General features: G+C 41.1%; 11 protein-coding genes. 9 read left to right on the top strand and 2 right to left on the bottom strand.

The features are described from left to right. The first annotated feature begins 281 nt into the window (after positions 1-281). The 7 genes from RCH61_RS04200 (at position 282) to RCH61_RS04170 (ending at position 4987) form a co-directional block, all read left to right on the top strand. On the top strand, positions 282-440 hold the full coding sequence (locus RCH61_RS04200; protein ID WP_306479979.1) for an AgrD family cyclic lactone autoinducer peptide: 159 nt from the start codon (positions 282-284) through the stop codon (positions 438-440). After that, positions 424-702, top strand: a complete 279-nt coding sequence (locus tag RCH61_RS04195; protein ID WP_306479978.1) for a hypothetical protein — start codon at positions 424-426, stop codon at positions 700-702. Before RCH61_RS04200 ends, RCH61_RS04195 begins: the two co-directional genes overlap by 17 nt. A gap of 84 nt (positions 703-786) precedes the next feature. Beyond that, on the top strand, positions 787-1254 hold the full coding sequence (locus RCH61_RS04190) for a thioredoxin family protein (protein WP_306479977.1): 468 nt from the start codon (positions 787-789) through the stop codon (positions 1252-1254). 119 nt (positions 1255-1373) lie between these two features. Continuing rightward, positions 1374-1925: a hypothetical protein gene (locus tag RCH61_RS04185; RefSeq protein ID WP_306479976.1), complete on the top strand. Its 552-nt coding sequence runs from the start codon at positions 1374-1376 to the stop codon at positions 1923-1925. A gap of 822 nt (positions 1926-2747) precedes the next feature. Further along, the gene (locus RCH61_RS04180) at positions 2748-3026 is read left to right on the top strand and encodes a hypothetical protein (RefSeq protein WP_306479975.1); all 279 of its coding nucleotides are present in this window, start codon (positions 2748-2750) and stop codon (positions 3024-3026) included. A gap of 143 nt (positions 3027-3169) precedes the next feature. Beyond that, complete coding sequence (locus tag RCH61_RS04175; RefSeq protein WP_306479974.1) at positions 3170-4570, top strand: glycine--tRNA ligase; 1401 nt, start codon at positions 3170-3172, stop codon at positions 4568-4570. 18 nt (positions 4571-4588) lie between these two features. Then, on the top strand, positions 4589-4987 hold the full coding sequence (locus RCH61_RS04170) for a PaaI family thioesterase (RefSeq protein ID WP_306479973.1): 399 nt from the start codon (positions 4589-4591) through the stop codon (positions 4985-4987). Positions 4988-5083: 96 nt separating this feature from the next. On the opposite strand, the gene RCH61_RS04165 is transcribed toward RCH61_RS04170, so the two are convergent. After that, positions 5084-7261 carry a YhgE/Pip domain-containing protein gene (locus RCH61_RS04165; protein ID WP_306479972.1) on the bottom strand — a complete coding sequence of 726 codons (2178 nt, stop codon included), beginning with the start codon at positions 7259-7261 and terminating at the stop codon, positions 5084-5086. Next, positions 7258-9792, bottom strand: coding sequence for a YhgE/Pip domain-containing protein (locus RCH61_RS04160; protein ID WP_306479971.1), 2535 nt, complete (start codon positions 9790-9792; stop codon positions 7258-7260). Before RCH61_RS04160 ends, RCH61_RS04165 begins: the two co-directional genes overlap by 4 nt. A 177-nt stretch (positions 9793-9969) precedes the next feature. On the opposite strand from RCH61_RS04160, the gene RCH61_RS04155 reads away from it, so the two are divergent. Together RCH61_RS04155 and RCH61_RS04150 are read left to right on the top strand one after the other, a co-directional pair. After that, positions 9970-10560 (top strand): TetR/AcrR family transcriptional regulator, encoded by a 591-nt coding sequence (locus RCH61_RS04155; protein ID WP_178007595.1) that lies wholly within the window; start codon positions 9970-9972, stop codon positions 10558-10560. Between the two features lie 392 nt (positions 10561-10952). Continuing rightward, positions 10953-12323, top strand: coding sequence for a sodium-dependent transporter (locus tag RCH61_RS04150; protein WP_306479970.1), 1371 nt, complete (start codon positions 10953-10955; stop codon positions 12321-12323). Positions 12324-12345: the final 22 nt, after the last annotated feature.

Genomic DNA, 12345 nt, shown 5'->3' with positions numbered 1-12345 from the left:
AATATATAGAATATATAGGAAAAACACAGCGGTATTCGAAGAGAGTATGCGCTGTGTTTTTCTTTTTTTGAATCTTTTATAGAAGGAGTGAAAAGGTTTCTTTGCGATTTGTTTTTTGTTATAAAGGTCCAAAACAGAGAAATGTCAGAGAAAATAGCGAGGTGAAGTGCAAGTTATTACAATAAACCATGCATTTTGTTACAAGTTGAAAAAATTCAAAGAAAAATAGTGTATAATCAGAACTGTAAAAAATAGTTCAAACAAAAGAGGAAAGAGGACAAATGATTGGGAAAGTGATTTATAAAAGATGGTTGAATTTTTTAGTTATCAGCTCAGGTATTGTCACAAAGTTCATTATGATAGGCAAATGCTCATGGATTCTTTATCAAGAAGAAATTCCGAAAGATGCGGTGAAACTGAAAGATGAAAAACAGAAGTAAAGATCGGTTTGAAGGAATTGTTGAGCAGTTTATAAAAAATGATCTGATCGCACGGGAAGAATACTCTTATTATTTATATGGATTGAAACATTTGGAAATCTTAAGCTTGACAACGGGCGGCGTGTACAGGAGTTCTGGTGGTGATTTTATTTTTCACCGCATTGAGAAGGTATCGAATCAGCAGGGAGTCAAGCGGATGGAAAAGATGTATTTGGATATTAGGAGTTGTCGGTTTGGCGGTGGCGTTAGGCATCTTCGCTAGAAATGAGACTGTGGTGTGCGGAATCGGATATGCCTGTTTCACAATGGTGTTACTTCAGTTTATTGATGTAGTGAGGACATGGGAATGAAAAAGAGAAGAATTATAATAGCAGTTATAAGCATTATTGTAGTTGCGGCGATGGTGTTATTCGATATGTTGTATATGAAAAAGGATAAAAAAGAGGAATCTGTATTTACAACTGGTTACAATGTCAATGAGAAAAAGATCAGTTTGCGGGAAATAACTGTTGAAGATTTTGAAAATTATATGGAAAATAAAGAAACTTTTACAGTTATTATTGGAAGAGACGATTGTCCCCAATGCCAAAAATTAAAATCTTTTATAGAAGATACAGATAGGGAACTCCCAAATCCAGTATATCTTAAATATACAATCGCTGAAAAGGAAGTTTTTTTACCTAAGATTGAAAAATATTTTGATAATATAGAAATGATACCATATTATGCAATAATACAAGAGGGAAAAATAATTAAAACCGGTCAAGGATTTGAGTCTGAAAATGATTTCAAGGATTTTTTAAACAATATTTAAATTTTTAGTTTTATTATGTTATCCTGCGAAATAAGCTGTGAGGAGTGATACCAATGGAGATATTATTTTGAAGTGAAAAGATACTATTAGATTGATTGTTATAAAAAAGGAGATTAATTATGAATAAAATGATTTTTACAAATAAAATGACCGCTTTTTTGATGGCCGCGATAGCAATGTTAATGTTAGTTATTCCGGGGATTAATACAAATGCTACGGAACGTAAGTGCAGTACATGTAATATTACAGAGCCTTCTAACATTGAATCTGAATCATATGATGAGGATGGAAATTTAATTACAGTGTTAGATAATGGAGCGGAGATAACATATTTTACGGATGGGCGTATTATCATTAAAGATTATAAAAGTGCGTATAATAACGGAACGGTTTACAATGGAGGTAATAGTAGAAGCCTAACGTTGCTTGGAAAAGTTATTATTGGAATTTGGAGTACTTGTCAATCAATTCCATATGCAATAAATCTTATTTTTGATCACCAACTTGATTTATGCAAAATTGCTTTTGATGCATTGAAAACAAATGCGAAACCCAATACGGGATATTTTGTATATGGGCAATATATTCCGGGATATATTCCGGGATGTGAACCACGTTATTCAGGTCCATGCAATCAAGGGTACTGGATATATGAGGTGAGTCCTGCATGAAAAAGAAACTTTTAAAAACAATATTATTTCTTTGTGTTATTTTATTCGTTGCAATTTTTATTTTCGATCGACTGAATGTTATATCTTCTGGAATAGCTGTTTTTCTTAATGCATTAATTATAGCTTTATACTGGTATATTTTAAAAATTCTAAAGAAAGATGATAAATAATATTCTTTCAAATGTGATCGGAGAATAGCATTGTGATCTAATGGTGAAATTATCATTAATGATTATACACATGTTTTTACAAATAAAGTCGAGACAACTTCAGAGTATCGGATAACAGGCGAGACAGTGATAGGAATTGTATCTATAATTTATGGGGCTTGTGGTATTGTAGAACTTATACATCCGCATCATCTTAATCCTTGTAAGGTTATTGTTGATTATGTGTATGCGGGGACAGGAGGACCACCTGACGGAAAATATGAGGTGTATGCAACCTATGTGCCGGGCTACATCCCGGGATGTGAACCACGACATTCCGCTCCTTGTAATGCAGGATATTATCGCTATAGGACCGTGAAGATAGGGTGATGAAAAATGAAAGGGCTAAAACCAAACAAATACAAAGCAGGTGTTCTAGTTGCTATAATATTATTATTTATTAACGATTGGTTATATACAAGAGAATATATGAATTATGAAAATCACGCATTTCTAACAATAGGAATTCTTGTTCTTAATTTTTATTCTCTTTATAAATGGATAAATGAAAAAAATTAAGGTAGAGTGAATGAAAGTTATCCAATTTTGCAGGATTGAAATTTATAATTCAGATATACTAGAATACAGCTGGGAGGAATGTATTTGAATTCTGTTGATGAAAAACGGACGGCTTATTGATAAGGCAAGTCCCGAACAATTACAGGCAAAGATTCAGGGAAAAGTGTTTGAAATGTGTATCGGGCAGCAGGAGCTGGAAGAAGTGAAAGAAAAGTTTGAAATAAGTAATCTGTTCCGAAAAGACGGACAGATTATCGTCCGCGTAGTGACACAGAAGTGTCCGGAAGAGTATGATGAGATCAGAGAGGTTGCTCCGACGCTGGAGGACGTTTACTTGTATGAATTTGAGGTGAAGGGAGCTATGCACAAATAATGCTGTTAGAAAATTGTTCTTCTTATTGGTATAAAAACGTCATAGAGAGTAATGGAGATTGTCTGCGCGATGATGCTTGAAAAATAAGGCTGTACAAGTTATAATGAATACCATTGAGAATAAAAAATGTGAGGAGCATAAAAATGGTTGAAAAGACAATGGATAAAATCGTGGCGCTTGCAAAATCAAGAGGATTCGTGTATCCGGGATCAGAGATTTACGGCGGTCTGGCGAATACATGGGATTACGGTAATCTCGGTGTAGAGCTGAAAAACAATGTAAAAAAAGCATGGTGGAAAAAGTTCGTTCAGGAGAACCCGTACAATGTCGGTGTTGACTGTGCAATCCTTATGAACCCGCAGACTTGGGTAGCTTCCGGTCACCTCGGAGGTTTCAGCGATCCGCTTATGGATTGTAAAGAATGTCATGAGCGTTTTCGCGCGGACAAATTGATCGAAGATTTCTGCGAAGAAAAAGGAATTGAGCTGGAAGGTTCTGTGGACGGATGGTCACAGGAGCAGATGACAGCGTTTATCGAAGAGCATCAGATTCCGTGTCCGACATGCGGAAAGCATAATTTTACAGATATCCGTCAGTTCAACCTGATGTTCAAAACATTTCAGGGTGTTACAGAAGACGCGAAGAATACTGTTTATCTCAGACCGGAGACGGCTCAGGGAATTTTTGTAAACTTTAAAAACGTACAGCGTACATCAAGAAAGAAACTTCCGTTTGGTATCGCTCAGATCGGAAAATCTTTCAGAAACGAGATCACACCGGGTAACTTTACATTCCGTACGAGAGAGTTTGAGCAGATGGAACTTGAGTTCTTCTGCAAACCTGACACAGATTTGGAATGGTTTGATTATTGGAAAAACTTCTGTCTGAACTGGCTGTCTGAACTCGGACTGAAAGAAGATGAAGTACGTTACCGTGACCATGATGCGGAAGAGTTGTCTTTCTACAGTAAAGCGACGACAGACGTAGAGTTCCTGTTCCCGTTTGGATGGGGAGAACTTTGGGGAATCGCAGACCGTACAGACTATGACCTGACACAGCATCAGAATGTATCGGGACAGGATCTTACTTATTTTGACGATGAAGCGAAAGAAAAGTACATTCCGTATGTAATTGAGCCGTCACTTGGCGCAGACCGTATGGTATTGGCGTTCCTTTGCAGTGCATATGACGAAGAGAATATCGGAACAGAAGAGAAACCGGATATGCGTACTGTTCTTCATTTCCATCCGGCGCTTGCTCCGGTTAAGATCGGTGTTCTTCCGCTGTCTAAGAAATTGAATGAAGGCGCGGAAAAAGTATTTGCACAGCTGAGCAAATATTATAACTGCGAGTTTGACGATCGTGGAAATATCGGAAAGAGATATCGCCGTCAGGATGAGATCGGTACTCCGTTCTGCGTAACATATGACTTTGATTCAGAAGAAGACGGAGCTGTTACAGTGCGTGACCGTGATACGATGGAGCAGGAGCGAGTGAAGATCGAAGATCTGAAAGCATATTTGGAGAAAAAATTTGAATGGTAAGAAGGAAGCAGAGAAACAATGAGACCATCAGAAGAGATCGTCCGTTTCTTTGAGAAGGATCGGTTTGCAGCAGAGAACGGAGCAGTGATAGACGAAGTAGATGACCGCTATGCGAGGTGCAGTCTGACACTAGAGGCAAAGCATAAGAATGCGCTTGGAGCAGTAATGGGAGGCGTTTATTTTACACTTGCCGATTTTGCGTTTGCTGTTGCTTCAAACTGGCAGGGCGATACGACGGTGTCATTGAATTCTCAGATTGCTTATCTTGGAGCGGCGAAAGGCAAGATGCTGATCGCAGAAGCGGTCTGCTTAAAGGACGGCAGGACGACGGGGTATTATGAGATCCGTGTCAAGGATGAGTTTGGGAACACGGCGGCAGTTGTGAGTACAACCGGATATAAGCTTGCGAAACTGTAAGGAGAAGCCGGTTGATAAGAGCTGAAAGATAAAAATAAAGAGAGAATATAAGAAAAAATTTCCGCGCAGAGAAGATCCACGCGGAAATTTTTGTATTTAGATAAGTTTTGTACTTTCCAGTTTTTCTGTAAACGAATCGTTCAGTCGGATGACTGGTTTCCGAAGGAGCAGACCAAGCAGCAGCGCGGGAATGAGGAAAAGCGCTAATGTTCCAAGTTCTTTCCAATAGGTTGCGTTGTAAAATCCGGCAATGCATTCCCTCATGGCGTTCATGCTGTGGGTAAATGGCAGAAGCGGATAGACTTTTTGGAAGAAAGCAGGCGCTACTTCAATAGGGAACGTTCCGCCGCTTCCGGCTACCTGCATGACAAGCAGGATGACGCAGACAGCTTTTCCGATGTCTCCGAATGAAACGGTCAGTGCATAAATGATGCTTACATATACGATGCTTGTAAACCAACCGGCAAAAAGGAAGTAAACCGGATGTTGACACTGGATGTTTAAGTAAAGCAGATCTCCCAGGCAGATCAGACTGCTTTGCAAAAGTCCGATCCCTATAAAAAGAAGATTTCTGCCGATGTAAGTTTCATGAGGTTTCGGATTTACAACTCCTGTCAGAGCTTTGCCTGAGACATTGACTTTCAGCATGGCGGCAAGTACAACTCCCCCAACCCACATGGCGAGCGTGGAATAGAAAGGAGTCATTGCCGATCCATAGTTTTCAATCGGATAGACAGGATGTTCTGAAAGACTGACCGGAGATGCGAGAAAGGCTGCGATTGTCTCCGGGTTTTGCGCCAGTAAATCAGTCAGAGCGGTAAGTCCGTCGCGGTTTGGATTCAGGAGCGCCTCGGATGCAGACGATAGCTGTTCGGATACATTGTTCAGTAAGGCTGCGGAATCTGAAAGTGCAGTATGGATAGAAGCAAGGTCATCAGAAGCGTTGTCTGTAATATCAGTCAGACCGGAAGCGCTTTCATTTAATTTTGTTAAAAGAGCAGATACAGAAGATCCGGTGTTGTTTAAGCTGTCTGCCAAATTTTCCAGTTCGCTCTTAACAGATGTCTCATAGCTGGTTTTCACCTCGGCGGCGGAAGTCAGGCTCTGGGCAATGAGTCCGTCGATCTTTGTTTTTATAGTGGCTGCGTTTTGGACAGCTCCGGTAATTTTTGTTCCGGCGTTATCCAGTTCATTTTTTAAATCTGTCTGATGTTCGATTGCAGTAGAAATTTGTGTCAGGATCGGATCGATCACAGGACTGAGATTTGGATTTGTATTTTTTATGGCAGTTAATGAATCCGCAAGGGACGTATATCCATTGATGACAGTTTGTATCCGGTTTGAGACTGCTGTAAGGGAAGCTGCTGCTGTTTCTGCATTGGAGCTGTAAGAGTCAAGAGCTGTCCCGACTGTGGAAGAGACGGATGAGTAATAGCTTTCTCCGTCAGATAACGCCTGACTGATTGCGCCGGTTGTTCCGGATAAAGCAGAAGAAAGGGAAGTGATTCCGTTTTCTGCATCTGTCAGTGCGCTGAGGCTTGTCTTTGTTCCGTTTCCGGTTTGAGACAGAATCGAAGAAGTCGTATCAAGCATTAAGGATGCAGCGTCTGTCATGGCAGAGAATGCCTGTACGGTTCCGGCAGCAGAATTCAGGTCAGAGGAGATATCAGACAGTGAGGCGGATAAGTTTTCTGCAAGTGATGCGTCTCCTTTTTCTGCGGAAACATCAGAGACAAATCGGAATGCATCGAGAGCTGCTTTCGAGATCGTTTCCGTAAACGTACTGTTGATTTCCTGACGGATCGCATCCGCTCCTTTTTCTGTTACTTTCGGAGCGATGGCATTTTCTTTTTCGTTAATATAATAAGTAATTGTCGGATTCGTTGCTTTAGAAGAAAACAGGCTCATCATGTCTTTGCTGAACGTTTCGGAAATGACGACGGACGCATAATATTTGCCGGATCTGACTCCGTTCGACGCATCTTTGGCATCTGTAAATACCCAGTGAAGCTGCGTATTTTCCCGAAGGGAAGAAAGAACGTCATTACCGAGATTGATCTGAACCGGAAGAAGTTCTCCGTTGTATCCTTTATCAAGGCTTGCAACGGCTACTTTCAAGTTTCCGGTATTTTTATATGGATCCCAGCTTGCAGCGATATTAAACCACGCATAAAGAGAAGGGACAACGGTGATACCGAAGATGACGATCAGGGCAATTACATTTTTTCGGATATTATGAATATCGTTTCGTACAATGCGTATGATGTTTTTCATAGTCGGTTCTCCTCAATTTTTCTGAATAATTTTAACATTTCTTCAAAGGACATGCCGGACAGTTCCTGCTGTGTGATCAGTTCATTGTGAATATATTCTACCGTGATCAGCCATGCGGCGATCAAAATGATCGATAAGATCCAAAGAATGAGGAATACTATCCTGGATTCAAGGCTGAACATAAGGATCAGGAAAATGAGCGGAATGGTCAAAATAGCAAAAAAACCAAATCGGATCATCCGGTGATAATTCTTTTCAAAACGCTGTGCTTTTTCAGCAGTTTGTATCTGAAGTTCTTCTTGTGATAAAGAGGCTTTCAGTAAGAGGGAAAGCTGTACGCTGCGTCCGATGCTTCTGTCGGGTGTCTCTCCAAGCATTAGGTCGGTTTCTGCAAGTTTTATATCGAAAAGTCGATTTAGACCTGAAAGCAGAGGTCTTATTCCAAGTCCGATCAGTAAGGAGACAGGAACGAAAAGGAGAAGGAGCAGCAGATTGTGAACATATGTGTTCCCATACATTCCGGCAATACATTCCCGCATTGCAGATACTCCGTAAGTAAACGGAAGAAGCGGATGGATGTTTTGGAAAAATGCCGGAGTCATCTCTACCGGATATGTGCCTGACGATCCGGGGATCTGCAGGATGACAAGGAGGACGCACAATGCTTTCCCAATATGTTTAAAGGAGATTGAAAGTGCGTAAATGATATTGACATATACAAACGAGCAGATCACTCCGGTGAAGACAAGAGCAACGGGATGTGCACATTCAATGCCTTTTAGGAAAACGTCTCCGACGCAGACGATGAATCCTTGAACCGTTCCTACAGTAATATATAACAGCCAGCGTCCGAAATAGAGGGAGGAAGAAGAGTAACGGAGCATAGAACTGTCTTTATCTACTTCTAATTTAAAAATCGCAATAAGAACGATACCGCCGACCCAAATCGCAAGATTTGTATAAAAAGGCGTCATTGCCGATCCATAGTTTGCTACTTTATAGAAACTTTCTGTTTCTATTTTTACAGGAGAAGACATGAAGGCAGAGATCGATTGTTCATCGACTTTTTCTAATGAAAGAAGCGCTTCATATATGTCAGAACCTGAAAGTGCATTTAAGTCTGCGCGGATGGAACTAAGGTGATCCTGAACATTTGCAAGTGCGGTCTTTGTACCTTCAAGAGCAGTTACTGTATTTGAAAGTCCGGTATTCATTTGATCCAGCAGGACGTTTACCTGATCGGAAGAGGACGGAAGGGTTGTCAGCAGACCGCTCATTTCTCCGGTCAAAGAGGAGAACGTATCTAATGTCTGATTTAGCTGCGGCAAAATGTTTTCATCCAAAGCAGCACGAAGCGCGTGAAGGTTATCGATATTAGCGGATGTGACCTCAGACAGTTGTTCACGGGTGGAAGCGGTTGTGTTGATGGCGTTTTGAATTCCGGTATTGCCTGCGCTCAAGGCACGGATCATTTCCTGATTATCGGCATTTTGAGTCTGAAGGCCGGCAATAGCGGAATCTAGATGAGAGCCTGGAATAAGGGCGGCTAATTGATTCAGTTCGTTTAGGATCGTTCCGTTTAATGTGGCAGTGGAGTCTGCAAAATTAAGCGCGTTTCCGATCGATCCGTTGACAGAACGTGCGGCGCTTTCAAGATCGGTAAGTCCCGTTGATGCGGCGCTGTGTGCCTGTCCAAGCAGAATTTCTCCTTGTGTCAGGGAAGAGGAAAGAGCAGAAGAGAAATTTCCTGCGGCGTCTCGGGTGCCGGAAAGGATGAGGGATGATTTGTTTAAAGCGGCGGATCCTGATTGGGCGGCTGATTTTAAGGAAGTGGAGGCGGATTTTGCCTGCTCGATCAGACTGCCGGATTTTTGCGCATTTGTACTAAAGTTTTCTAGAAATTGTTCGTAGGAGACGATATTTTCCTCGGTTTTATCAAGTGTTTTCGTGATATCGGAATTGACAGATCCAAGTGTGGCAGACAGGTCTGATGCAGACTGCTTTAATATGCCGGAAATAGATTCGGAAGCAACAGAAGAAAAGGTGCTGTTAATCTGCGCCTGAATCGTGGTTGCTCCTGTGCTTGTGATTTTAGGGGCGATAGCGTTTGCTTTTTCATTTATGTAATAATCAAGCTGCGGCGTCTGTAAGTCGCCGGATAAAATGCTGAGCAGAGAGCTGCTGAAATCTTCGGGAATAATGATAGCAGCATAATATTTTCCCGATTTTACTCCGTTGACAGCTTCTTTTTCTGAAGTAAACGTCCATCCGAGTTTTTTGTTTTCTTTCAGATTTTTGACAATTTCTTTTCCTGCATCGACCGAAAGATTTTTCGCAGATGCCTTTTTGTCAAGGCAGGCAACTGCGACTTTGATCCCGGCTGTGTTGCCATAGGGATCCAGGTTGGCTGCAATATTGAACCATGCATACAGAGAAGGCAGCAGGCACACGCCGATCAGAACAAGAACTGCCGCTTTGTTGTGCAAAAGCCGTGAGAGATCACGCTGAAAAATATGGAATGATTTCTTCATAATATCAAAACTCCTCGTATATTAATAGATATAATGTTGATTTTCTTGATAAAGAGTATTATATTAAGGTAGAAACTGATTTACAACCATTAATAAAAGCTTGAATTGTCGGATAAACGACAATGCTGAAGAATATGTTGATGTATGTAAAGCGATATTATGCGAGGAGAAAGTGATATGGAAAGAAAGACAGACCGCAGGGTGAGGAAAACAAAAAATCAGCTTCGGACAGGACTTGCCCGTCTTATGAAGAAAAAAAGTATTGGACAGATTACAGTAAAAGAACTGGTAGATGAAGTTGATATTAACCGTTCGACGTTTTATTTACATTATTCGGATATTCCGTCTCTGCTAAAAGAGATTGAAGATGATATGATCGAGGAAATAGAACGGGCGATTATGGAGCATCCGATCAAGATTGAGAAAGATACGACTTATTTGTTCATAGAAGATCTGTTTCGCGTGTTAAGTGATAACAGAGAAATCGGCTGTGCCCTTCTTGGTCCATACGGAGATATTACATTTATCAGACGGATTGAGAAGTTTTTAGAAGAAAACAGCCGCGATCTGTTGGCAGAACGCTTTCCTGAAAAGTTTGCGGAAATGAAATATTTTTATTCATTTTGTTTTAACGGATGCCTTGGTTTTATTAGAACATGGCTTGAAAAGGGAGAAACGATGCCGCCTGAATATGCGGCCCGGCTTACATTTCAAATGGTTGTAAGTTCTCTTGATGCGTTTTATGAGGATGCGCGGGAAAATAAATGAGCAGATTTGCAGTAGATTTGCAGGGGTGCTGTCTTTTTCACTGTTATCGCAGCTAAATCTTCGCTTACGGCTAAATGGCATATGTAAGAGTTTTGTTTGTAAATAAGTTTGTACCCGGATTTTGTAACTGTGGTATGGAGGAACTGTTATAAAAATAGGCGGAGTATAAAAATACAGAATAATTTGTAAATAACAGTAGAAAACAAGTGGGCATATATGGTACATTAATAGTTGTGCAGTTATAATGCTGTACAACATTAAAACGGATACATAAGGAGTGACATATGAGAAAGGCTTTGTGAAGAGCGGCACATGAAAAATCATGCATAGGAGGCGCTTCATAAAAAGCGGCATATGAAAAGCGACTTATGAAAGGGAAGAGAGGGAATTTTATGAAGCGAGAAAAATTCGGCTCCCGTCTTGGATTTATTCTGATTTCAGCGGGATGCGCGATCGGTCTTGGAAATGTATGGAGATTTCCTTACATTACAGGGCAGTATGGAGGTGCGGCGTTTGTATTGATCTACCTGCTGTTCTTGTTGATACTCGGTCTGCCGATCATGGTAATGGAGTTTTCGGTGGGACGAGCTTCTAAAAGCAGTGTGGCATTATCTTTTGACAGATTAGAGCCGCTCGGTACAAAATGGCATTGGTATAAATGGTTCGGCATGGCAGGAAACTATCTGCTTATGATGTTTTATACAACGATCGGAGGATGGCTGCTTCTGTATCTTGTTAAAATGGCGGCAGGAGGTTTTAAAGGCTTGGATTCAGCAGGGATCGAAAAGGAATTTGGTACGCTGATGGGTCAGCCGGGAATTATGACTGTCTGCATGATTATTGTTGTAGCGCTTTGTTTTGCTATCTGTCGTATCGGACTTCAGAAAGGCGTGGAGAAAATTACAAAAGTTATGATGCTGATGCTTCTTGCGCTTATGATCGTTCTTGCGGTGCGCTCTGTTACACTTTCAGGCGCCGGAGAAGGACTGGCATTTTATCTTGTTCCTGATTTTGCAAAAGTAAAAGAAGCGGGATTGATGGAAGTTGTGTTTGCGGCGATGGGACAATCGTTCTTTACGTTGAGTCTCGGAATCGGAGCCATTGCAATTTTTGGAAGTTACATAGATCGTTCCAGAAGTCTGACAGGAGAAGCAGTCTGCGTAACGATTCTTGATACATGTGTGGCGCTTCTTTCGGGATTTATTATTTTCCCGGCATGTTTTGCTTTTGGGGTAAATCCGGACAGCGGTCCGAATCTTATTTTTATTACATTACCGAATATATTTAACGCTATGGCAGGCGGCAGAATTTGGGGAAGCATCTTTTTCCTCTGCATGTTGTTTGCGGCGGCATCGACGATCATTGCGGTGTTTGAAAATATCATTTCATTTGCAATGGATCTGACGGGATGTTCAAGAGGAAAAGCGGTGGCGGTGAATCTGGTCGCGATCATTTTACTTTCTCTTCCGTGTGTATTTGGATTTAATCTGCTTAGCGGATTCCAGCCCCTCGGTGCAGGAAGTACAATCCTTGATTTGGAAGACTTTATCGTCAGCAATAATCTCCTTCCGCTTGGAAGCCTTGTATATTTGGTATTTTGTACAAGCCGCTACGGCTGGGGATGGAGGAATTTCCGTAAGGAAGCCAATGCAGGAGAGGGAATTAAATTCCCGAAATGGTCACGGATCTATGTGTCATATATCCTTCCGCTGATCGTGTTATTTATCTTTGTGCAGGGATATTGGTCTAAGTTCTTCGGATAGGAAAAGAGTAAAACAGACTCAG

Source organism: Mediterraneibacter sp. (assembly GCF_030825015.1).
Taxonomy (GTDB): domain Bacteria; phylum Bacillota; class Clostridia; order Lachnospirales; family Lachnospiraceae; genus Mediterraneibacter.
Note: the sequence above shows the minus strand (reverse complement) of the source record. Positions and strands in the feature narration are given on the sequence as shown.

Bases quoted from the DNA above. Each gene is read 5' to 3' on its own strand.
- RCH61_RS04200 (WP_306479979.1), top strand. From the start codon at position 282: ATGATTGGGAAAGTGATTTATAAAAGATGGTTGAATTTTTTAGTTATC.
- RCH61_RS04195 (WP_306479978.1), top strand. From the start codon at position 424: ATGAAAAACAGAAGTAAAGATCGGTTTGAAGGAATTGTTGAGCAGTTT.
- RCH61_RS04190 (WP_306479977.1), top strand. From the start codon at position 787: ATGAAAAAGAGAAGAATTATAATAGCAGTTATAAGCATTATTGTAGTT.
- RCH61_RS04185 (WP_306479976.1), top strand. From the start codon at position 1,374: ATGAATAAAATGATTTTTACAAATAAAATGACCGCTTTTTTGATGGCC.
- RCH61_RS04175 (WP_306479974.1), top strand. From the start codon at position 3,170: ATGGTTGAAAAGACAATGGATAAAATCGTGGCGCTTGCAAAATCAAGA.
- RCH61_RS04170 (WP_306479973.1), top strand. From the start codon at position 4,589: ATGAGACCATCAGAAGAGATCGTCCGTTTCTTTGAGAAGGATCGGTTT.
- RCH61_RS04165 (WP_306479972.1), bottom strand. From the start codon at position 7,261: ATGAAAAACATCATACGCATTGTACGAAACGATATTCATAATATCCGA.
- RCH61_RS04160 (WP_306479971.1), bottom strand. From the start codon at position 9,792: ATGAAGAAATCATTCCATATTTTTCAGCGTGATCTCTCACGGCTTTTG.
- RCH61_RS04155 (WP_178007595.1), top strand. From the start codon at position 9,970: ATGGAAAGAAAGACAGACCGCAGGGTGAGGAAAACAAAAAATCAGCTT.
- RCH61_RS04150 (WP_306479970.1), top strand. From the start codon at position 10,953: ATGAAGCGAGAAAAATTCGGCTCCCGTCTTGGATTTATTCTGATTTCA.